Raw genomic sequence first — 21,882 nt, forward strand, 5'->3', positions numbered from 1 at the left:
GCTCATGCGCCCGCCTTGTCCATGAAGGAGCGGATCTGCACGCCAGCGGCCTGCAGGTGCTCACGCACCGCCTGGGCCATCGCCACCGCGCCGGGGCTGTCGCCATGCACGCAGATGGAATCGGCCTGCACCTCGACCACCGAGCCATCGTTGGCCTGCACCGTGCCTTGCTGCACCAGCTGCAGCATGCGCTTAGCAACCATCTCCGGGTCGTGCAGCACGGCACCGGGCTCGCGGCGCGACACCAAGGTGCCTTGCGGGGTGTAGCCCCGGTCGGCAAAGGCCTCGGCGATCACCGTCAGGCCCGCCTCGCGTGCCCATTGCATCAGCGGCGAGCCGGCCAGTACCACCAGCGCCAGCTGGCCGCCCACGGCCTGCATGGCCTCGATCACGGCAGCGGCCTGGCGGCGGTCCTGGGCGATGGTGTTGTACAGCGCGCCATGGGGTTTGACATAGCGCACCGTCGTGCCTGCCGCAGCGGCCAGGCCTTGCAGCGCGCCAATCTGGTAGATCACATCACTCACCAGGTCGGCATGGGCCACATCCATGTTGCGGCGGCCAAAACCGACCAGGTCGCGGTAGGCCACATGGGCACCAACCACGACATTGTTGGCCTTGGCTTTTTTCAAGGTATCGAGAATGCCAGCCGGATCGCCTGCATGAAAACCGCAGGCCACGTTGGCGCTGCTGACGATGGACAGCATGGACGCATCGTCGCCCATGGTCCATGCACCCAGGCTCTCGCCCAGATCGCTGTTCAAATCCATGGTGAGGGACATGGTGCTACCTTTCTTGTTTCTATCAATGGAGTTGGCCTGCGCTCAGCTGCAGATCCTGCTGCTCTGGATCATGCCGCAGCACGGCCGCAATCAGCGCTTCAATACCCTTGCACTGCGTCTCCACCGCCATGCTCGGGGCGCCCGGCAGCGCTGCGGCCATCTCGGGCAGGTAGGGCACATGCACAAAGCCGCCGCGCGTCTGTGCCCAGGCGGGCACGGTGTTCAGGCGGTGCATCAGGCCGTAGAAGACATGGTTGCAGACAAAGGTGCCGGCGGTGTTGCTCACCTCGGCGGGCACACCGGCTGCGCGCATCGCAGCCACCGCCTGCTTGATGGGCAGGCGCGCAAAATAGGCCGCAGGGCCATCGGCGGCCACCGCCACATCGATGGGTTGCTGGCCGGCGTTGTCGGCAATGCGGGCATCATCGACATTGATGGCCACGCGCTCGATCGACAAGGCCGTGCGGCCGCCAGCCAGGCCCAGCGCAATCACCAGGCTGGGCTGGTGCTGCTTCAAGGCGGCGTCCAGCGCCTCCAGCGCTTTGCCAAACACACAGGGCAGCTGCACGCCGACGATGCGCGCAGCGCCGATTGCCTTGCCATCGAGCCTGCGGGTCACTTCCCACGCGGGGTTGAGGGGGGCTTTGTCAAAGGGCTCAAAGCCCAGCACCAGTACGGTTGCGTCAGTCATGCAGAAGTCCTGTGGTTGCGGCGATCAGTGGTTCATCAAAAAGTACAACAAAAACACGTTGCAGACCAGGATGCCCAGTGCCGTGGGCACCTGCGCCTTGATCACCGCATTGCGGTCCGGCAGCTCCAAGAGCGCCGCCGGCACAATGTTGAAGTTCGCCGCCATCGGGGTCAGCAAGGTGCCGCAGTAGCCCGAGAGCATGCCAATGGCCGCCATGATGGCCGGGTCACCGTGGTACACATTGATCAGCACGGGCACACCCACGCCGCCCGTCATCACCGGGAAGGCGGCAAAGCCATTGCCCATGATGACCGTGAACAGCGCCATGCCGACAACGTACACCACCACGGCCACAAAGCGCAGGTCCATGTTGATGTAGGTGGTGGTCACATGGGCCACGGCCTTGCCAACGCCGGCGTCCGAGAACACCAGACCGAGCATGCCCAGCATCTGCGGCAGCACCATGGCCCAGCCCATCGCATCGACCAGGCGGCGCGATTCGCGCAGCGATTGCACCGGCGATTCCTTCGTCATCTTGCAGGCCATCGCCGCTCCGATGATGCAGCCCAGCGCCAGGCTCACCAAGGTGGCGTTCTTGGGGTCGATCAGGAAGTTGCCGCCGATCTTGAAGTCCTTGAGCAGCACGCTGCCGATCACGGTCACCACAGGGATGGCCAGCGCCGGCACAAACAGCTTGTTCTTCAGGCGCAGCGCGCTTTCCTTGTTCTCGGCATCGCTGCGCACTTGCGGCTTGCCGCCGCCCACGCCCTTGACCAGCACGATGAGCGCCAGCACGATCACGCCGGCACCGACCACTTCAGGCGGCATCTTGTCGCCCAGCAGGAACATGACCGCATATAGGCCCCAGAACAGGCCGGTGGTCCAGCGCTTGGGGTTGCTGGCATCGAGCAGGTTGAAGACGGCCACGGCCGCCATGACCAGGCCGGCGAGCCAATAGACTTGGGTGATACTGAAAATCATGCTGCACCTCCTTCACGGGTGGTCGATGCTGCGGCAGGCGCGTTGGCCATTTCCTTGGCGATGTACTGGTCCAGACGACGCAGGCGGTAGGCATGGATCAGGAACGCGCAGATCGCCGTGGGGATGCCCCAGACGGCCACATGGATCGGCTCGACATCGATGCCCGCTTCATGCAGGAAGGTGGTCATCAGCACAATCGCACCGAAGGCCACAAAAATGTCTTCACCAAAGAACAGGCCGACGTTGTCGGTGGCGGCGCTGAAAGCGCGCAGGCGGTAGCGCAGCGCTTCGGGCAGCTTGCCGTAGCGGGTTTCGGTCGCACCTTCAGCCATGGGAGCCAGCAGTGGGCGCACCATCTGGGGGTGGCCACCCAGGCTGGTCAGGCCGATGGCGGCGGTCAGCTGGCGCGCGCCCAGGTAGACGATCAGCAGGCGGCCGGTGGTGGCTGACTTGATGTGGCCGATCCAGTTTTGCGCGTGTTGGCGCAGGCCATGGCGCTCCAGCAGGCCGATCACGGCCAGCGGCAACACCAGGATGAGCGGCAGGTTGCGGGTTTTGACAAAACCCGTGCCCAGCTCGGCCAGCACTTTTTGCAGGGGGAAACCCGCCAGCGCAGCGGTGACGAGCGCCGTCACGACCACCACCACAAAGGGATTGAAGCGCAGGACGAATCCCACGATGATGACGGCTACCCCGAGGAGCGGCCAGAGGTTGACGATTGAGCTGTCCATGACAATACAAGGTTTGTTATAGGCACGGTTCCCAAGGACTGGGTACCGCATAGTTTTTGTTCAACAACCCATCAATTTCATCAATGCGAAATTTTAGTTTGTTGAACAATACAAAAGTTTAGCCAAACAAAACAAGCTTTCTTATCGGGAAAACCCGTACACATCTGCTTTCAAATAGCGATGTAGGCGAAATTCTCGTCTTTATGGCGAAGAAAATCGCCACAGTGACCGATTCAGGCGCTGGGGGCAATGCGCTGGGCCGGGCCACAGGCCGCCGCTATCATGTGTGTCAATCTCTGACTACCTGCGATCGCCATGAATGTTGCACTGCCTACTCTCTCGCTCAATGACCGCGTGGCCGAGCAGATTCGCGACCGCATCGTGCGTGGCGAGTTCCAGCCCGGATCACGCCTCTCGGAGGTGGCGCTGAGCGAAAGCCTGGAGATCTCGCGCAACACCTTGCGCGAGGTGTTCCGCCTGCTGACCAAGGAAGGGCTGCTGCGCCATCTGCCCAACCGGGGCGTGTTTGTCGCCATCCCGTCGATGGCCTCGATCATGGACATCTACCGCGTGCGCCGCATGATCGAATGCCAGGCGCTGCAGCAGGCCATCCCGCAGCACCCGGCGCGCAAGGAAATGCGCGAAGCCGTCGCCGCCCAAAAGCAGCTGCGCGAGGCTGGCCGCTGGGTGGAGGTGGGCACCGGCAATATGCGCTTTCACAAAGGGGTGGTGGCACTGGCCGACAGCGAGCGGCTCAACACCCTGTTCTCGCACCTGCTGGTGGAGCTGCGCCTAGCCTTTGGCATGCTGGGCGATGCCGAGTTCATGCATGCGCCCTACATCGACCTCAATGCCCACATCCTGGAGCGCTTCGAGGCCGGGGAAATGGAGCAGGCGGCCAAGCTGATGCATGACTACCTGACCCATTCCGAGCGCGTCTTGCTCAGCGTCTATGCCCGCCGCATGAGCGATGCCGGCATGGTGCTGTAAGCACACCCGCTTTAAAAGCCGCCCCTGGGTGGGGCGCCCCGTTCAGGCCTCTGCGGGGTAGAACAGCTTGCGCGCCGTGGCGCTTTGCACCGCCTGGGCGATGGCGCCAATATGGTCGGGCGTGGTGCCGCAGCAGCCACCCACGATGTTGACCAGGCCTTCAGCGGCAAACTCGTGCACCAGGCGGCTGGTGATCTCGGGCGTCTCGTCAAAGCCGGTATCGCTCATCGGGTTGGGCAGGCCGGCATTGGGGTAGCAGCTGATGAAGGTGTCGGGCGCGGCCTTGGCCAGCTCCTGCACATAGGGGCGCATCAGGGTGGCGCCCAGCGCGCAGTTCAGCCCGATCGACAGCGGATTGGCATGGCGCACGCTGTGCCAGAAGGCCGTCACCGTCTGGCCCGACAGAATGCGGCCCGAGGCATCGGTGACGGTGCCGCTGATCATGATCGGCAGCAGCTCGCCGGTCTGCTCAAAGGCCTCGTCCACCGCAAACAGCGCCGCCTTGGCGTTGAGCGTGTCAAAAATCGTCTCGACCAGGATCACATCGGCGCCGCCTTCGATCAGCGCCAAGGTCTGCGCCAGGTAGGCCTGGCGCAGCGCCTCAAAGGTCACATTGCGCGCGCCCGGGTCGTTCACATCGGGGCTGATCGACGCCGTCTTGGGCGTGGGGCCCAGCGCGCCGGCCACATAGCGCTTGTGGTCCGGGGTGCTGTACTTGTCGCAGGCCGCGCGCGCCAGCTGGGCGCTCTTGAGGTTCATCTCATAGGCCAGATCGGCCATGTGGTAGTCCTCCTGGGCAATCGTCGTCGCGCCAAAGGTATTGGTCTCGATCAGATCGGCGCCAGCGGCCAGGTATTTCTCGTGGATGTCGCTGATCACATCGGGGCGGGTCAGCGACAGCAACTCGTTGTTGCCCTTGACGTCGTAGGCAAAGTCCTTGAAGCGCTCGCCCACGCTGCCCGGGCCGCTATAGCCTTCACCCCGGTACTGGGCCTCGCCCAGCTTGAAACGTTGGATCATGGTGCCCATTGCGCCATCGAGAATGACGAGGCGCTTGGCCAGGGTGGCGGGCAGTTCTTGGGCTCGGGTATAGCGGGGCAGTGACATGGCGGCCATTGTAGGTCGGCCGCCCGCCAGGCGTGGCGCCCAGGCGTTATTTGCCATACCGGCGCTGGTTGTATGGCACCCGGTTGCTGCGGGGCCTCTACAGCACACCTGCAGCGCTTCTACAGCGCAATTGCAAGGCATCCGCGCCACAAAACCGCCCGTTACCGCCCCACAAACCCCGCCCTGCCGTTGCTGCGCCCCAAAACGCGCACAATAGCGCTTTGCGCCTGCGCCCGGGCTCCGTGTCTGGGCGACTTCTTCTGGCCCGTTGACGATACCCCGCTTGCGCGGCCCTCCCAGGGGGCTGGCACAGCTGCCTTCTCTAGCAATTTGTGACTTCCCTCGCCCACACCGTCTTGCAAGATGCCTTTGGCTATGCGCATTTTCGCGGCTCGCAGCAAGCCATTGTTGACCATGTGATTGGCGGCGACGATGCGCTGGTGCTGATGCCCACCGGTGGCGGCAAAAGCCTGTGCTACCAGATCCCGGCCATCGTGCGCCAGCAGCAGGGCCACGGCACCACCATCGTCATCTCGCCGCTGATCGCGCTGATGCACGACCAGGTCAGCGCCATGCACGAGATCGGTGTGGACGCGGCCTTCCTCAACTCCACGCTGGATTACGACCAGACCCGCGATGTGGAGCTGCAGCTGATGTCGGGCGGCATCACCTTGCTGTATGTGGCGCCCGAGCGGCTCAACACCCCGCGCTTTCTGGGCCTGCTCGATGAGCTGCATGCCATGGGCAAGCTGGCCCTGTTCGCCATTGACGAGGCCCACTGCGTCAGCCAGTGGGGGCATGACTTTCGGCCCGAGTACCGCGAGCTGACCGTACTGCACCAGCGCTATGCCGGCGTGCCCCGCATTGCGCTCACCGCCACGGCCGATGCGCTGACCCGCGCCGACATCGTCGAGCGCATGCAGCTCGAATCGGCGCGCGTCTTCATCAGCAGCTTTGACCGCGCCAACATCCGCTACACCATCGTTGAGAAAAAGGACGCCACCGCCCAGCTGCTGCGCTTTATCGAGCGCGAGCACGATGGCGACGCCGGCGTCGTGTACTGCCTCTCGCGCAAGAAGGTCGAAGAGGTCGCGCAATCGCTGTGCGATGCCGGCATCAACGCCCTGCCCTACCATGCCGGCCTGGGCGCCGAGCTGCGCCAAAGGAACCAAAGCCGCTTTCTGCGCGAAGAAGGCGTCGTGATGGTCGCCACCATCGCGTTCGGCATGGGCATCAACAAGCCCGATGTGCGCTTTGTCGCCCATGTGGACATGCCCAAGAACATCGAGAGCTACTACCAGGAAACCGGCCGGGGCGGGCGCGACGGCCTGCCCGCCGACGCCTGGATGGCCTATGGCTACCGCGATGTCGTCAGCCAGCGCAGCATGATCGACGAGAGCCCGGCGGGCGATGCCTTCAAGCAGGTGATGCGCGGCAAGCTCGACGCGCTGCTGGGCCTGGCCGAGGCCACCGACTGCCGGCGCGTGCGCCTGCTGGCCTATTTTGACGAGGTCTACGGCCAGGGCGGCGACTACGACTCGGCCCACCCCGAGGCCTCCGTCGCATCCGCCGAGAAGGCGCCGCGCTACCAGTGCGGCAATTGCGACAACTGCCTGAGCCCACCCAAGACCTGGGACGGCACCGATGCCGCGCGCAAGCTGCTGTCCACCATCTACCGCGCCCATTCGGCCAGCCAGATCACCTTTGGCGCCAGCCATATCCTCGACATCGTGCGCGGCAAGGAAACCGACAAGGTGCGCCAGTTCGGCCACCAGCAGCTGAGCACCTTTGGCCTGTGCCAGGACTACACCGAACCCCAGCTGCGCGGCGTGCTGCGCCAGCTGCTGGCCATTGGCGCCCTCGCCACCCACAAGGTGCAGACCGAGGCCGGCTACAGCTTCGAGACCCTCACCCTGTGCGACGGCTCACGCGCCGTGCTGCGCGGCGAGCAAACCGTGGAGCTGCGCGAAAGCACCGCCGAGCGCAGCCCCAGCAAACGCCAGCGCAGCACCAAACCCGCCGTCGCCGCGCAAAACCTGGGCCCCGACGAGCAGGTCCGCTTCATCAACCTCAAGGCCTGGCGCACCGAAGTGGCCAAGGAACACAACGTGCCCGCCTACGTGGTCTTCGCCGACGCGACCTTGGCCGCCATCGCCCAGCGCAATCCGCAGAGCCTGGATGAGCTGCAGGGGGTGAGCGGGATTGGGGTGAAGAAGTTGGAGGCGTATGGGGAGGCGGTGTTGCGGGTGTGTAGGGATTGATGCCGGGCTGGAGGTTTATTGGATTTAACGGCTCAATGCCCGGACCTCCGCCGCCCCGCATGATTAGCCTCCTCCCGACATGGCTTCCCGGGCGCTTCATGGCCTAAAAGCAATGCTGAATTAGATCTGAATGCTCCACCAAGACAAGTGCAGCGTTGGCTCTACCGTCAGCTCCGCTTCTGACTTGCTGCCCTCTAAGTCGAATAGAACGTGAATTCCCTTGCCTCATTGGGTTCGCCCGACTTCTATCTGGCTGACATTCTCTGAAGATACGCAGGCAACTTCAAGGCCGGCTGACTTCAGGCGCACCTGAAATGAATGGGAAATAGCGCTAAAGGAAAAGTCCATTTCGACGCATCCATCGGGCGAAGCCTTTACGAAACGGAAGAAGCCCATAGAGCGATCCAACTCAACGGGTTCAGTGCAAAGCACTCCATAAATTCCAGCTCGCTAGGAAATTTCATTGCCAGGTTCCTTTTGAGTTCTTCACCTGAATTTTTCAGGAATGCCCAGACTTTGAATTTCGAAGCTCCAGCCAACGGGCATCAAGCGCGGTTCAAACCATTTGGCACCACCAGAGATCCAATCGATCCGCTTACGTTTTATGCTGGCAGGGGTGGCATCTTCATAGCCAAACTCAGTTCCACAACATGGGCATAGGCTCCAGGTAGGGCTGCAGCCGTCCTCACCCCATGGGGGATCATTGAGCAAGTAACCACATACCCTGCAGTTCAGATCACTCGTATCGGCATCTCCGTTGCTTTTCATGGCAGCTTGAGCTGGTGTGTGTCCAACTCCTTCAACTGAGCGTTGCCTTGGCGTCTTCTTTCCTCTGCACGCTCCTGCAAAGTCGACAAGGATGAATCGGGTCTTTGGCAGGGAATAAGGGACGAATCATGGGCGCACTCCAAAGCATCTGCACCCAACTCAGGCGGCAGCCGCCAGTCGTAATCCGGGAGCTTGGCTTCGTTCACTAATTGCTGCAATGACAACAGAGGCTTCTTTGCATCCGGCCAGGCATCTACATGGCTCAGCAGGTTCCAGAAGACGGTCGAGTAATCACGCTCAAGGTCATTGATAGCCAATTTATCCTTCGCCATCAGACCTTGCGTGGCATCTCTATCGCGTGGAGATTTCTGAGTCGTGCACCAAGCCAGTTCTTGCACAAATGCCTTTGCCGATAGCACATCACCAACCTGCAGCCACTGGTTACGCAGTGCAAAACTACGCAGCTCGGCGCAGTAGCGCACGGGCGACTCTGGGCGAACAAAGCCAAAGGCACGACCATCGGGCATATTCAAATACAGATGGGACAGCCTTGAGCTGAATGATCCGCCGCCCAACTGATGACCAACTCCGGTCAGCACACGCGCAATGCGCTTGGCCTGCTCCAAGCCTCGTTTATCTACCTTGGTGGCAACGCGAGGGTTCGTGATGCAGGAAGAGTATTTCCAGAGATCATTTGCTGGCACTGCTTGCCAAGAGTTTGCGCGGCCACCTGCCAAGGTTTGTGCACACTCCATGTCAGATTTTGCTTGTTGTGATCCGTGGGTACGACCCGCAAACCAATTGAAGAAGAGAAGCGCTGCCACCAAGATCACAGCGATCAAGCCGAAGTGCGTCAAATATGCCTTCGCTCTGGGCTTCCACTGCTTCGCTAACTGGTGGATGCCATCAGCAGCGCGTGTGTGCATTGGCAATTGCGCCCATTGCGACATCCAGTTCTGCAGCTGACCTTCAGGCAACCACCAGTTCAACAAATGGCGCCACTGCTCCTCAAACAGTTCAAGGTTCTCAGGCGTCAGCCGAAGAGCTTGCGCCACCTTGGGGTCAGGCGCACCCAACAAGGCAATCGCAACCTGGCGCTGCTTCGTCTTAAGGGTTTGGAATGCATCCAAGATGTATTCCAGCACTTCGTTATTGATGCCGTTTCGCTGCCAGGCAAACAGGCTATCTGCAGCAACCAACAGGGCACTGCGACGCACGCCAAGCGTCTTTCCCGCAATGCGCTGCGCAAGCGCCATCACAAACGCTTCCCGGTTTTCAATGCTTTCCAGCTCCGGGCTTGCCAGCAAACGTTGCAGCTCTTCCTTTGCCGCCTCCATGTCCGCTGCTGCAAACTGCCAATTCCAAGCATCCAGCAGCTGCTCAGCAACGGCCATGGCATTCGTGACCAGCCGCTCAGCCTTAGCCTCAGGTTCCGGAACGGGTTCCGGTTCCTGTTCGGGCTCGTATTCTGCGTTTGAGGCGGGGTCAGAGTCAGCGCTAGAGTCCGGTCTCGCTTCGGGCTCTTCGTCGGATTGCGCGATTTCCGGCTGATCCATCATCTGCAATGGCTCTGGTGGCGACGGCTGGGTCTCAACGTGCTCGGACCACACATCAAGCTCAGCCTCCCCACGCGCATATGCCATGGCCTGCTCGTAGGCACTGCGCAATGCGATAAATTCCTGCGGCTGCGCGAGTTGGTCGATATCCTTGAGCAAGCGCGCATAAGCGCGACGCACCGCCCGCTCATCCGCATCTACCGGCAACCCCAGTTGCGCAAATACTTCCTGCAGATTCATTGCCAGTCCGTATCAGGCAAGTACTGTTCTGATTCAATGCGCGCCAGCATCGCTTGCAGCTGCTGTCGCGGCTGGGCAAACTGGCGATCGTCCTGCGTCTCCAGCGCTACCTCAAACTCCATGATTGCGTCTGCCAGCGCTGTACGCCAATGTCCCAAAAGCTGCGCGTGGTGGCGCTCGGCCCTCGCTATCAATGCGCGCACCTCCAGCCGGTCACGCGGATGAAGTTTGAGCGCCTTCATACGCTCCAGGCTCTTTGCCAGCTCTTTGGGCGACAGGCGCTCTGCCGAAGCCTCAATCACCAACTGCCTGGCCACCCCTTGGGGTTGCCCATGTCGCAACAACACGGCCTCCACCTCCAGCAAGCCATTGGCATCTAGCGTAAAGCGCACATCGGTCGACAAGCCATCACCATCGCTGCGGGCTGGCAAGGGCAATATCAAGGAGCCCAAGCCGATGTTGTCTTGCACGCGGCGTGCCTCACCCTGGAAGATGTCAATATTCAATTGCCGCTGCTCTGCGGAGTTAGGAAAAAACCGCTCGACCCGGCTCGCGGGGATGATAGTGTTTCGCTCCAGTACAGGTGCCATAAAACCGTCCTGGGTTCTTCCATCGGCTAGGTATTTAGTAACCTTCACACCCAGCGTATAAGGGCACACATCGGTCATTACCCGCTCGGCCAATGCTGCATCGCGCCCCCGCAGTGCTGCTTGCACCGCAGCGCCCAGCGCCACTGCCTGGTCCGGGTCCAGAGCGGTTTGCGGAAAGCGCCCAAAAAGGCGGGTCACCAATTGCCGCACGGCTACCAGGCGCGTGCTGCCACCAGCCATCACCACAGCATCCAGCTCCTGCGGGCGGATTCTTGAATCGCGCAGTGCGCGCTCTACGGGCTGGCGCATGCGCTCCATCAGTGGCTCCAGCACGGTTTCCAGATCCTGCGCTGTCCAGGTCATTGCCAGCGGCTTGCCGTCCAGCTCAATGCGCATCAGCGCCTCTTCCTGCACGGCCAGGCTGCGCTTGGTTGCCTCGGCCGCGCGCTGCAGCCGCGCAGCGGTCATCGGCTGCTGCGCCTGCTCTTCCGTCAGGCCCAGGTGCTGCACAAAGCGCCGCACCATCAGCACATCCACATCCTCACCCCCCAGGCGGTTGTCGCCTGCGGTGGCACGCACTTCCATCACGCCATCAAACAGCTCCAGCACCGATACATCAAAGGTGCCGCCGCCCAGGTCAAACACCAAAAACCGCCCTTCGCTCTGGTGCAGCCCATAGGCCAGAGCAGCCGCTGTCGGCTCGTTCAGCAAGGTGATATCGGTAAAGCCCGCCAGTAGCCCCGCCGACCGGGTGGCATGGCGCTGCACATCCGAGAAATAGGCTGGCACTGTTATCACCACATCGGTGATGACCGCTCCCAGCTCTGCCTCTGCATCGGCCTTGAGCGAGCGCAGCACCAAGGCCGACAGCTCTTCAGCGCGCATCGCATGCGCCCCCAGCCGAAATACCCGTGCCGTTCCCATATCGCGTTTGAACACCGCAGCACTCTGTTGTGGATGGCTTTGCAAGCGCTCGCGTGCGGGCTCACCCACCAGCAGGCTGCCGTCCTTGTCCACACTCACCACCGAAGGCGTTAACACCTGCCCCAGGGCATTGGGCACCAGCCTGGCTTTGCCGTCTTGCCACACCGCCACCAGGCTATGGGTGGTGCCTAAATCAATACCTACGAACATATTTCCTCAGCAGTCGATAAGCCGCCCAGCGTGATGCAAGCAGGCGCGCTTTGGTGGTTGGCTGGTGCGAGCTTTCGCAGTAGCGATCATTGAACGTATCCACATCCGCTGCGCCCCCTTTACTGCCGGTAGGCAGCAGGCGACGCAGCGAATGCGGTTGGCGGATGCCCGTTTCAAAGCATCCCGCCAACCCCCTCACCATCACAGCCCCAGCACATTGCCCTTGCTGTCCTTGATCTTCATCACGCTGCCCGTCGCGGGCGAGTGGCCGTTGTAGAAGAAGGTGGTGCTGGCCATCTCTTGCGGTGCTGCACCGACGGTGTAGAAGCCGCAGGTGGCGCGACGCTCCGCAACGGATACGAACTGGCAACGCACACTGCCCGTGCTGTTGGTAGCGACGCCATCGGTGATGCGGTCCAGGGTGGCACGGGTGTTGACGCGCAGGTTGCCCTTGCTCATCGACAACTGCCAGTAGCCCAGCAGCGATTCCACAGGGCTGCCGTGGCCGGTCAGGTCCATGCGGATGATCTTTTTGGGCGCCTCGCGGGGGAACTGGATGGTGCCTTCGACCAGCGAATCGGCCTGCTGCAGATCGATATAGGCCGCGCCGGCATCTTGCACTTCGTGGCCGGTGCGGGCGGGGCCACCAAAGTAGCGGCCGCCTGCGTACTGGAACAGGCCGATATCCATCGCAGATTGGCCATAAGCGCCCGAGCCCATGTGGAAGGTAGATGCACCGTTGCTCAGGTAGTCAAAAATCTGCAGCACGGCCACGCCGTTTTGCACATCCATGCTGATACCCCGGCCCGGCTTGCCATTGAGCTCATCGGCCACCACCCAGGTGCCGTTGACGGGAATGCGCGAGGCATTGCAGCTATTGCCCGGCACAAAGGTTTGCAGCGCAGGCTGGCATTCGGCCGCATTGGCGCTGGGCACCGTGCCATTGGCCAGCAGGTGGCCCACCAACTTCAGCTCCTTGCCCGATGCCTCGCTGGCCACGGCGGTGCCCGTTACATCGGCAGCGGCATAGCGAAAGCTCAGCTTAGGCAGGTAGTCCAAATCCGCCTGCGAAGCGTCTTGCGTGCAGTCGAAACCAGCGGCGCTCTGAGTAGTGCGCTGGCAGTCGTAGTTGAGCTCGCGGATAACGGTAAACGGTGGCGCGATGACCTGGCTGAACGGGCGCAATGTCAGCCGGTAGCCGGCGCCCGCTGGCACCAGATTGCTTTGCCAGACCTCGTGCAGGTTCGTGCCATCGATGGTGGCCCACACGGCGTTTTGCCCGCCCTGCATCAAGGCAGCGTTCTGGGGTTTGAAGGCATCGGCAGAGTCGCCCGCCACAAAGCGCTCAATGACCACCGGCGCCTCCCCGGGGAACTGCACCGTGCCCTTCAGGCCGTTCTCGAAGGTGATCGTCACATTGCCAGCCTGGCCGGCTTCATCGGCCGTGCGCGCCTCGCTGCCAAAGTAGCGGCCGCCTGCGTAGTAGGTCAGCGGCGCCGTCACTGTGTTGCCCTGCATCACGCCGAGTGCCGTGTGGAAGGTTGCCTCGCCATTGGCCTGGTAGTTGTAAACCTGCATGAAGAACGTGTCCTCCTGCACATCAATGGCCAGGCCACGGCCCGGCTTGCCATTGACTTCGCTGGTCACCACCCAGGTACCCGCCTGCGGCGTAAAACTGCGCTCGGCTGCTTGCGCGCCGCTCGCCCTCAACAGGGACACCGCCACCGGTACAGGGGCCAACCAGGCCAAGGAATGCTTCTTCATCCAACTATCCTTTTCAACACTAACGCACTAAAAAAACCTGCCAGCGCGCTGGCAAGGCGAGGGATCCTCTTCAGGGTTCTTAGGGGTTTACTGCTCTAACAGGTTGGGCAGATCCGCCAGCACCTTGGCTTGGCAGTCGGCCAGCATGCGGTTCAGCTCTTGCTGCACATTGCGGTAAGAGTCTTCTGCCCAATAGGCCAAAGGTTGCGCGGGCTCGGAGCGGCCGCTGCAGGCCACCAGCTTTGGAGGCAGCACCCAATTGGACTCGCGGCGCTTATACACATCGAGGCTCAGCAAGAGCTGGTAGTTCGGGACTTCAGCGCCCGTCAGGCTGTCGTACACCAGCTGCGCGGAGCCGCCACCCACCACCAACGGGTAACGAAAGCTCTGCGCCTGGGCCAGCTTGTCTTGCGCCATACGCGCATCCACAGCCGTTTGCAGCGATTGAACAAAACCGGTGGGGACTGGGTTTTGCAAATAGCGCCGGTCCGCTACATCCTCAATGGGCGCACCTTTGAGGTCATCCTTGCTAAAGCCACTGGCGGCCACGCCGCCGCCCAAGGCAAGCATCAGCACATTCAGCCCCACCTGCGCAGCCACCGCATTGCCCGTGTCCTCTCGCTTCACGATCTGCACCTCGGTCGGCACTTCCTTGAGCTTGGCGCCATTGATGAACGCACTGGAGTAGTCGACCTTGACGGCTCCAGGGGGCGTGTTGGTGGTTGTGGCACAGCCTGCCAGTAGGGCGGCGCTGGCGATGGCACTAACAAAAGACTTGTTTACTTTGATCATTTCCTAAATTCCATGTATTGGTCGAAGCTTTAGCTCTTAAATAATTAATTTAAAATTTCTATCGATGGAGCGGATAAATTCACTATTTAAAATAATTATCTATATTGGGTCTCGATCTATCTTTAAAGCGATCGTTCTCGACATGAATGTCGTGTTAAATCTATTGATTACCAATTAGGCATTGCACTCTCATGTCATTTTTTCCTAACAGGCATATCTATCTTCGCCAATTATTAAAATTCGGGCACAAACGCTCTAAAAACTCCAGCTCCTTCATCAAAGTGAACTCTTCCGCAGGATGGGCAACGATAAACAGTAGTTTTCACTTCATCAATTAGTTCGAAAAATCTCTCAGAATTAATATTATTATCCACATCTAACTTCTCGCCTATTTCATCAATACAACGTTCAGGAACGAGAGCCAGCTCAAAATCAGGAGAACCATTAGATAGATTCATTACATAACCACAACGACATGCAAATTTTGGCATTCTCTTCGCAAATTAATTAATATGTTCTCAAAACTCTTATATTTTAAAATTTAAACAGCGCTCAATGAATAATTGCAAATCTACCATCGGACTTCAGACCCAGATTGAATTCGACAAACTTAAAGCTCCAGTGACAAAAATTTCAAGATTGCCTTGCTGGGTCGTCTTTCCCCAAGATCTGTAATGCGAATCGCTGAGCCTCAATTGTTGTAGACACCGAAGAGCCGAACTCGTGAAGACTTCCTTAAAATTCGTACTTCGTAGTCCCTTCTTCCGCTGCGCCTACGCAGTGAAATTTCACAGGGTCCTCCCAAATTTTTTACATCTTGCACAACCCACTCTTTTACGACCAAATCAAGAACATAGACTCCATAAAAAACTAGAATGCAATAACCTTTAAATCACTCTCATCGTTCTTCGACAAAATAGCTTATCTAATTCATCATTTAAATTGACCCATCACCACACTAGCAGATGAAGCACCTAATTAGTAGAATAAAGCCAATCCTGGTTATTTTTAATTCTATTTTTTATCACTGAAATATCAGCAATCAATCCATGATCATTATCTACAAGTACTTTACACAACGGATTTATTTTCATTATTAACTCATTAGAAAAAATCATCTTTTCATTTCTCCCCTCCACCAAATAAAAAGAGGCATTAGGAACTAACTTATTAATCTCTATCAGTTCCTCCTCCTCATAGTCATCATTGATATTTTCTATACGTTGACATGCTATCCAACCATGCTTCATTCCTTGATCAGCCTCGAGGAATATTCGACCATCAACCTCTAATTTAGGCGCACCCATTGTGCAGAAAACCTGAAAAATGCAATTAGAGAAATTTATATCATTTGAAACAATCAAAAAACTAAACATATCACAAGCCTTTCGATTTTATATATGAAACAAGATCATCGAAATCACTAAAAACTTTAGTACCGGAACGTTGAATCCCCTTTACAACAGAAGGCTTCAAATCTGGCCCATAGACAATCACCTCACCAGAATCGCCAATTATTTTGGATTGATTCGATACTTGGCTCGTAGCACCCTTTCCGCCTCCCGACTTGACTTCAATAACATCTCCATTCTTCAACATGATATCTGCATCAGAATTCTTTCCAATAGCATCATTTTTAATAGGAACATTAACATCCCTGACAGACCCCGGTAAAAATTTTTCAATATTAGTTGCAGTCTGCCCAACTAGTGGATCCCCAGAGGTGAAAACACGGGGTGGCACATTATTTCCAGAAATAGGTGAGTTATCTCCTACCTTAACGCCCCCTCTCTGCGCCGCCCGAGATCCCGCAGATGGCCCCGTGCCAGCATTCTCCAGAATCTTCACACCAATTTTCGGACCAACGGTCGTAGCAACGCCCGTAATCAGCAACGCATTAACCAGCGTTTCACCCCGGACCTTGGGGTCAGTGCTATTAAGCCCTTCAACGATATTTTCTGGCAACCCTTGAATGCCCTTGACGATGGCAATCGTGGTTTCAGTCAGCCCTCTATTGGCAATGGAGTTAATGAGCTGGTAGGCAGCATCAACGGTCCCAACCGCAACACCTGCGGGAGTGATATTACTCAGCCCGGTTCCAATCCCCACCAAATACTGCGCGGTAGTGACGCATTCTGCGGTGACGCATTGCTTTTTATACGCACCGGTGCCAATCATCCTGGAGGCGCTATCTTCCATGTTGAAGATATGCCCAAGGGTATTGTCGTCAACGCCTGCGTCCACCAAGTTCTGGATCGCTGCATAGCCTTTTCTGTATTCCGCAATCAATTCATCGCAGTTGGCGGTGGCATTGCAGTTCAGCAGTTCAACGTCATTTTTTGCGCTAGCGGTATACGCCTCCAGCATGGCCGAGTCGCGGCAGGCTTGGTCCTCGCACTTTCTCAAGGCCTTAGAGAGCTTGTCGACATCGGTGTGCTTGAGATAGTTGTTCTCCGTTGCACCCTTAGCCAACTGGCCTGACACGGCCACGTCCGTGGCGTTGCCACCAGCAGCCTTGCCTACCAAAGTACCCAGTGCGGCCGAGCCAGCCTTCATCAGCTCATTGAACTCGGGGGTTCCCTTCACATAACCCAGGCCCACTAAGTAATCGGCCATAACGCCAACTGCCAGTTCATTGGCTGCACCGGTCAACAAACCAATGCCAGCATTGCCGCCACCGATGGCCGCAACAGCCGCGCCCACTATGCCGTGCAAAGCTACCTTCTCTGGCGAGCCCTCTTTCCACTGCTTGTCTTCGGCAATATCCCCCACCACGCCAGCTGCCACACCACCAAAGATGTTGGCCGCCTGCAGGTTTTCCTGCGCCTCCCTCTGGTTCGCCTCAATCTGCTGGGCTTGCACCAAGGTCAGGCGGTTGGTCAGGCCTTGATCTGCCGTCTCCGGGTCGCGCTGAGTCAACGTGGCCACTGCCTGGGCACTGCTGCCATCGGCGTCTTGGCCGGTGATGGTGACCCTGCCGGGGCTGATGACGCTTTGGGTCTGGCTGCGGTCACTGCCCGCTTCAGGCAGGCCAGCCAGGGCAGCGGTGCCGCCCAGCAGGTTGCTGGTGGCGTTGGCTGCAGCGGTGGCCAGGGCACTGCCGCCGCCATAGCTCAGGCCGATGCTGCTTGCGCTGACATGGGTGTCCTGCGTATTGGTCAGGTCGCTAAAGGTCAGGCTTTGCGTTTGCAGCTGGTTTTTGTCCGGCTCTGCAGTGCTGGTGATGGCGCCGCCAATCAGGTGGGTGTTGCCGCCCACCTTGATGTCGTAGCCGCCTTCACCGGCAGAGATGCCGCTTTGCCCCACCGCGCTTTGGTAGTTGTGGTTCAGCTCGGTGCGGCTGACGTTGACGCTGCCGGTCACCGGGTTGCCATAGCAGATGGGCGGTATGCACAGGCTGAGGTTAAAGCCTGAGCTGCTTTGCTGCATCTCGTAGGTGGTCTTGTCTTGCAAGGTCTCGATGGTGAGGTTGCCCCCCACATCGACCGAGACTTGCTTGCCTGCCACTTGCGCGCCGCGCAGTTCCGTATCACCACCCGATTTAATGCTCAGGCGGTTGCCGGCAATGATCTGCGTGTTGTCGTGCACGGTCTCCGTGCCATTGCCACGGTTGCGCGATTGGCCGTAGTTGGCCTGGAAGCTCACCCCGCTTTGCTCGCCCAGCGCCACCGTTACACCCAGGCCGCCACCCGAGCTGCTGCTGCTGCTTTGCACCGCTTGGGTGTTTTGAACGGCCAGCAGGTGGATGTTCTTGGCAGCGTCAAGCGCAATGTTCTCTGCCTGCAGCTTGGCACCATGGGTGGTGATGTCGCCTTCGTTCGCAGTGATGTCGATGTTGGACGCCTGGACGTTGGTGCCGCGCTGCGTAGTGCTGTTCTGGCTGCTGTCCTGGCGGCTTTCGCTATAGCTGATGGAGACGCTCACGCCATAGCTGGCGGCATTGGGATCGATCGCTTTGCCGTCACCGCCGCTGCTAGTGACCTGGCGGACGGCAGCAGCCTCATTGGCCGCACCGTTTTGGTCGAACTTGTAGGCGTCGTAACCGGCCTTGAGGGCATTGGCTGCGGCCAGGCGATTGGAACCGCTTCGAGCGCTTTGCAGCGCTGCATCGGCCGTGTTGATGATGGCGCCCACCATGCCCGCAGGGCGTGTGCCCACCACCAGGCTCTTGCTGCGCAGATGGTCTTCGCTCTCGTGCGTGGTCTCTACCGCCTGCAGGTCTACCGCATTGCCGCTGATGCTGACGCGCTCCTTGGCCAGCAGGTCGGCTCCTTGCGTGGTCACATTGCCTTGGCCCGTGCCCTTGTACTGCTCGTCGGTGCCGGCGCGCAGGGTCAGGTTGCCTTCGTTGGCGCTCAACACGCTGGTGGTGCCTACGCCCAGCCGGTCCTTGCCGTTTTGATCGGTCGTCGTGTGGCTGAGCAGCGTGAAATTGGCAGACAGGCCTGGCAACAGGCCAATGCCGCTGCTACGGCTGCTCGATGCGTACTCACTGTTCTGGATATCGCGCGCAGCGGTGATGTTGATGTTGCGCCCGGCCTTGACATCGATGTCCCGGTCGGCAATCACCTGGCTGGCCTGGATGGTGGCATCGCGCCCGGCTTGCATCTGGATGTCGCCACCCTGGATGCGCGAGCCCACGTTGATGGTCTGGCTGGAGCTCCCCGTGCCCTTGGCGCTGCTGGTACCTACCGACACGCCAGACATGAAACTGGCTGACAAGCCCGAGCGCTTGTGCGTCTCTTCATGCGACTCTTGCAGGCTGCCCTGGCCGGGCACGATGTGGATGTCGCGGCCAGCGTTCAAGGTGACCTTGTCGCTGGCACTGATGTCGGAGCCCTGGATTTTGATATCACCGCTGCCCGCGACCAGCTTGCCGTCTTCGCCCACCTGGCCGACTTGCAGCAGCACGTTCTTGCCGCTGACTTGCGAGCCGACCGTGGCGACGGTGTCGGTGACCGATTGCGAGGTACTGGTCTTCTTGCTCAAGAAGCCGCTGGTCTTTTTGTACTCCGCCTCAAACTCGTGGCTCTCGGTGTGCTGGTCCAGCACGTTGATGTTGTTTCCCGCAACCAGGGACACATCGCCCAGGGCCACCACGGTGGCACCCTTGAGGTTGATGTTGCTGGCACCTGCCTCAGCACCGCTGGTGTCCGTGCCTTCACCACCGTCGTACTTGATGGCCTGGGCGTTCTCAACCGCCAGGGATTTGATGACGCCCGTGGTCGTGACCGAGCCCGCGACCCCATATCCCGCTTGCACCAGCACGAATATCAGGGCTTGCAGGATAAAAAGGGCGATGGATCGAAAGGTGAGTGGTCTCACGGATTGTTTGAGGGCAGGGAGAACGCAAGACCTGTCAAAAGTCTTTGTGCAAAGCGAGCAAAAATTGCTTGCATTCGGATAGGAGTCAACAGTCGCTCGCTTGGCTCAAGGCCTTCGCGCAAACAGCTTTAACTCAGCCTTGGTGAGAACTTTGTCCAAGGCTCTGCAAACGGCTGCCAAATATCAAATTCCTTCATAAACTCCCAAACATCGTCGTATTGATCATTGGGTTTTATAGGCAGCCAATCTTTGGGAATCCAAGGATTTTCAACTTCCACTTCATAGCCGTTATACCAAGCCAGTTTTGCAAAAAACGTTGCATAGGAATCAATGAAATCTCTTGTTATTCCCGATTCCTGCTCATATCTAATTCTTCTATTTTTGGGAAGGCTTTTTTCTTCCAACACCTTTTCCATTCCGGCTTTATCACCTTTGGCCAATGCCAAATAAAAACGATGGTCAATGAGATACGATCGATCTTTTTTTATTTCATCTTTTATTGCCAGTACTCTTTCGCAGCGTTCACCCAACTCATCCCAACGAGCATTTAAGGCCAACCATGATTGATACCGATAAAACATCCAATTCTTAGGATTATCCTTATCTCCATCAGAAGTGGACTTATCTGGATAATACATAGAATTGCATTGCCGATACCACTCGATCAACTCAGCATTATCAGAAACTAGCACGGTAAAAAGATCAGTTATCAAATACCCTTTCCCTGGATCGATGTGCTGTCGCATAACTCGAAGTTTCGTAGACAAATATAAAAATTGCTTGAAAGTTAAAATGTCATTATTTTTAAAGAAATAATTGAAAGCTATCGCCTCCAAATTATCTGACAAGAGCAATAAGCAGGCCGATCTAGAACCTTCGTTTGCATTTAAAAGATCAATGGGTCTTTGGTCAACATTAGCCATGTTTTCCAAGAGAGATAGACCATTGCTTCTACTGTCTTTGACGTTTGAAGTGTATGTATTCATTCAGTCTTACCCACCGGTTTCTTGGTCGAAATGTTGAACCATATGATCCAGACCGTTGTTACCACAATATCCCCACTCCCAGAACCTTCATACAAGGATCAGCGCTCAAAGCGTCATTTATCAACGCTTTAATTTTGACTCTATATTCATCGCCACTGGCAACCACATCGCTGATCATCATTCACTAATTCATCGTGTCGTTGGGAACAACAGTTGAGTCTGCCAGCATTCTCTTGCGAAGAAAGCCGCTGCAATTTGGGAAGGTGCCATCAGCCCTAAACGCCTGCCCCAATTTAGCTGCAGCACCTTCAACATCGTCGGTCTTCTGAAGGGCTTTTCCCTCTCTCAGGAATTTATCAAATCAGCTACTCAAGTCCTTCGGACAACCAGCACTAACGCAGCCTTGGTGAGAACTTTGTCCAAGGCTCTGCAAACGGCTGCCAAATATCAAATTCCTTCATAAACTCCCAAACATCGTCGTATTGATCATTGGGTTTTATCGGCAGCCAATCTTTGGGAATCCAAGGATTTTCGACCTCCACTTCGTAGCCGTTATACCAAGCCAGTTTTGCAAAAAACGTTGCATAGGAATCAATGAAATCTCTTGTTATTCCCGATTCCTGCTCATATCTAATTCTTCTATTTTTGGGAAGGCTTTTTTCTTCCAACACATTTTCCATTCCGGCTTTATCGCCTTTGGCCAATGCCAAATAAAAACGATGATCAATAAGATACGATCGATCCTTTTTTATTTCATCTTTTATTGCTAATACTCTTTCGCAGCGTTCACCCAGCTCATCCCAACGGGAATTTAAGGCCAACCATGATTGATACCGATAAAACATCCAATTCTTAGGATTATCCTTATCTCCATCAGAAATGGCCTTATCTGGATAAAACATAGAATTGCATTGTCGATACCATTCGATCAACTCAGCATTGTCAGAAACTAAAACAGTGAATAAATCTGTAACCAAATACCCTTCGCCAGGAAAAATATGTTGCCGCATTATTCTTTGCTTTGCACATAAATATAAATACTGCTTAAAGCCATCAATATTAACATTTTTAAAATATGATTCAAAAGCAATAGCCTCCATATTCCCCGACAAGGTTAAGAGACAACCTGAACGCGAGCCTTCTTTTGCATTCAAAAGGGCCACGGTATTCTCCCTCAAGATAGCCAA

The 21,882-nt window shown here is 57.6% G+C and carries 17 protein-coding genes; 2 read left to right on the top strand and 15 right to left on the bottom strand.

The annotated features are described in order from the left end of the window. Positions 1 to 2: 2 nt before the first annotated feature. From WH265_RS21080 to WH265_RS21095, 4 genes are read right to left on the bottom strand one after another with little or no spacing between them, the layout of a single operon-like run. A complete protein-coding gene (locus WH265_RS21080; RefSeq protein WP_339559552.1) occupies positions 3 to 779 on the bottom strand; it encodes a LamB/YcsF family protein in 777 nt (258 codons plus the stop codon). Positions 780 to 801: 22 nt separating this feature from the next. Continuing rightward, complete coding sequence (gene pcp / locus WH265_RS21085) at positions 802 to 1,470, bottom strand: pyroglutamyl-peptidase I (RefSeq protein ID WP_339559553.1); 669 nt, start codon at positions 1,468 to 1,470, stop codon at positions 802 to 804. A gap of 24 nt (positions 1,471 to 1,494) precedes the next feature. Continuing rightward, on the bottom strand, positions 1,495 to 2,451 hold the full coding sequence (locus tag WH265_RS21090) for a DUF979 domain-containing protein (RefSeq protein WP_021027883.1): 957 nt from the start codon (positions 2,449 to 2,451) through the stop codon (positions 1,495 to 1,497). Next, a complete protein-coding gene (locus tag WH265_RS21095) occupies positions 2,448 to 3,182 on the bottom strand; it encodes a DUF969 domain-containing protein (RefSeq protein ID WP_021027884.1) in 735 nt (244 codons plus the stop codon). The genes WH265_RS21090 and WH265_RS21095 overlap by 4 nt, the downstream gene beginning before the upstream one ends. A gap of 315 nt (positions 3,183 to 3,497) precedes the next feature. Here WH265_RS21095 and WH265_RS21100 point away from each other — a divergent pair, with 315 nt between their 5' ends. Continuing rightward, positions 3,498 to 4,172: a GntR family transcriptional regulator gene (locus WH265_RS21100; RefSeq protein WP_021027885.1), complete on the top strand. Its 675-nt coding sequence runs from the start codon at positions 3,498 to 3,500 to the stop codon at positions 4,170 to 4,172. A 42-nt stretch (positions 4,173 to 4,214) separates the two neighbouring features. Here the strand turns inward: WH265_RS21100 and WH265_RS21105 are convergent, their stop codons facing one another. Continuing rightward, complete coding sequence (locus WH265_RS21105) at positions 4,215 to 5,279, bottom strand: homocysteine S-methyltransferase family protein (protein WP_027011114.1); 1,065 nt, start codon at positions 5,277 to 5,279, stop codon at positions 4,215 to 4,217. Positions 5,280 to 5,611: 332 nt separating this feature from the next. Between WH265_RS21105 and recQ the strand changes: the two genes are divergently transcribed. After that, positions 5,612 to 7,540, top strand: a complete 1,929-nt coding sequence (recQ, locus tag WH265_RS21110; RefSeq protein WP_339559554.1) for a DNA helicase RecQ — start codon at positions 5,612 to 5,614, stop codon at positions 7,538 to 7,540. A 486-nt stretch (positions 7,541 to 8,026) separates the two neighbouring features. Here the strand turns inward: recQ and WH265_RS21115 are convergent, their stop codons facing one another. From WH265_RS21115 to WH265_RS21160, 10 genes are all read right to left on the bottom strand, one after another. After that, complete coding sequence (locus tag WH265_RS21115) at positions 8,027 to 8,308, bottom strand: hypothetical protein (RefSeq protein WP_339559555.1); 282 nt, start codon at positions 8,306 to 8,308, stop codon at positions 8,027 to 8,029. Further along, a complete protein-coding gene (locus WH265_RS21120; protein ID WP_339559556.1) occupies positions 8,305 to 10,104 on the bottom strand; it encodes a molecular chaperone DnaJ in 1,800 nt (599 codons plus the stop codon). The genes WH265_RS21115 and WH265_RS21120 overlap by 4 nt, the downstream gene beginning before the upstream one ends. Continuing rightward, positions 10,101 to 11,828 (bottom strand): molecular chaperone HscC, encoded by a 1,728-nt coding sequence (locus WH265_RS21125; RefSeq protein WP_339559557.1) that lies wholly within the window; start codon positions 11,826 to 11,828, stop codon positions 10,101 to 10,103. The genes WH265_RS21120 and WH265_RS21125 overlap by 4 nt, the downstream gene beginning before the upstream one ends. Before the next feature lie 201 nt (positions 11,829 to 12,029). After that, positions 12,030 to 13,592, bottom strand: coding sequence for a hypothetical protein (locus WH265_RS21130; RefSeq protein ID WP_339559558.1), 1,563 nt, complete (start codon positions 13,590 to 13,592; stop codon positions 12,030 to 12,032). A gap of 87 nt (positions 13,593 to 13,679) precedes the next feature. Further along, positions 13,680 to 14,384: a hypothetical protein gene (locus WH265_RS21135; RefSeq protein WP_339559559.1), complete on the bottom strand. Its 705-nt coding sequence runs from the start codon at positions 14,382 to 14,384 to the stop codon at positions 13,680 to 13,682. A 233-nt stretch (positions 14,385 to 14,617) separates the two neighbouring features. Continuing rightward, the gene (locus WH265_RS21140) at positions 14,618 to 14,842 is read right to left on the bottom strand and encodes a hypothetical protein (protein WP_339559560.1); all 225 of its coding nucleotides are present in this window, start codon (positions 14,840 to 14,842) and stop codon (positions 14,618 to 14,620) included. Between the two features lie 516 nt (positions 14,843 to 15,358). Continuing rightward, a complete protein-coding gene (locus tag WH265_RS21145; protein WP_339559561.1) occupies positions 15,359 to 15,760 on the bottom strand; it encodes a hypothetical protein in 402 nt (133 codons plus the stop codon). Position 15,761: 1 nt separating this feature from the next. Then, a complete protein-coding gene (locus tag WH265_RS21150) occupies positions 15,762 to 19,466 on the bottom strand; it encodes a hemagglutinin repeat-containing protein (RefSeq protein WP_339559562.1) in 3,705 nt (1,234 codons plus the stop codon). A gap of 371 nt (positions 19,467 to 19,837) precedes the next feature. Further along, on the bottom strand, positions 19,838 to 20,632 hold the full coding sequence (locus WH265_RS21155) for an Imm49 family immunity protein (RefSeq protein WP_339559563.1): 795 nt from the start codon (positions 20,630 to 20,632) through the stop codon (positions 19,838 to 19,840). A gap of 455 nt (positions 20,633 to 21,087) precedes the next feature. After that, the gene (locus tag WH265_RS21160; protein ID WP_339559564.1) at positions 21,088 to 21,858 is read right to left on the bottom strand and encodes an Imm49 family immunity protein; all 771 of its coding nucleotides are present in this window, start codon (positions 21,856 to 21,858) and stop codon (positions 21,088 to 21,090) included. Between the last annotated feature and the right edge of the window lie 24 nt (positions 21,859 to 21,882).

The sequence above is a fragment of the Comamonas sp. MYb396 genome (genome assembly GCF_037479555.1).
Classification (GTDB): domain Bacteria; phylum Pseudomonadota; class Gammaproteobacteria; order Burkholderiales; family Burkholderiaceae_C; genus Comamonas.

Bases quoted from the DNA above. Each gene is read 5' to 3' on its own strand.
- WH265_RS21145 (WP_339559561.1), bottom strand. From the start codon at position 15,760: ATGTTTAGTTTTTTGATTGTTTCAAATGATATAAATTTCTCTAATTGC.
- WH265_RS21135 (WP_339559559.1), bottom strand. From the start codon at position 14,384: ATGATCAAAGTAAACAAGTCTTTTGTTAGTGCCATCGCCAGCGCCGCC.
- WH265_RS21080 (WP_339559552.1), bottom strand. From the start codon at position 779: ATGTCCCTCACCATGGATTTGAACAGCGATCTGGGCGAGAGCCTGGGT.
- WH265_RS21125 (WP_339559557.1), bottom strand. From the start codon at position 11,828: ATGTTCGTAGGTATTGATTTAGGCACCACCCATAGCCTGGTGGCGGTG.
- WH265_RS21105 (WP_027011114.1), bottom strand. From the start codon at position 5,279: ATGTCACTGCCCCGCTATACCCGAGCCCAAGAACTGCCCGCCACCCTG.
- WH265_RS21140 (WP_339559560.1), bottom strand. From the start codon at position 14,842: ATGAATCTATCTAATGGTTCTCCTGATTTTGAGCTGGCTCTCGTTCCT.
- WH265_RS21120 (WP_339559556.1), bottom strand. From the start codon at position 10,104: ATGAATCTGCAGGAAGTATTTGCGCAACTGGGGTTGCCGGTAGATGCG.
- WH265_RS21100 (WP_021027885.1), top strand. From the start codon at position 3,498: ATGAATGTTGCACTGCCTACTCTCTCGCTCAATGACCGCGTGGCCGAG.
- pcp (WP_339559553.1), bottom strand. From the start codon at position 1,470: ATGACTGACGCAACCGTACTGGTGCTGGGCTTTGAGCCCTTTGACAAA.
- WH265_RS21090 (WP_021027883.1), bottom strand. From the start codon at position 2,451: ATGATTTTCAGTATCACCCAAGTCTATTGGCTCGCCGGCCTGGTCATG.
- WH265_RS21130 (WP_339559558.1), bottom strand. From the start codon at position 13,592: ATGAAGAAGCATTCCTTGGCCTGGTTGGCCCCTGTACCGGTGGCGGTG.
- WH265_RS21115 (WP_339559555.1), bottom strand. From the start codon at position 8,308: ATGAAAAGCAACGGAGATGCCGATACGAGTGATCTGAACTGCAGGGTA.
- WH265_RS21155 (WP_339559563.1), bottom strand. From the start codon at position 20,632: ATGGCTAATGTTGACCAAAGACCCATTGATCTTTTAAATGCAAACGAA.
- WH265_RS21095 (WP_021027884.1), bottom strand. From the start codon at position 3,182: ATGGACAGCTCAATCGTCAACCTCTGGCCGCTCCTCGGGGTAGCCGTC.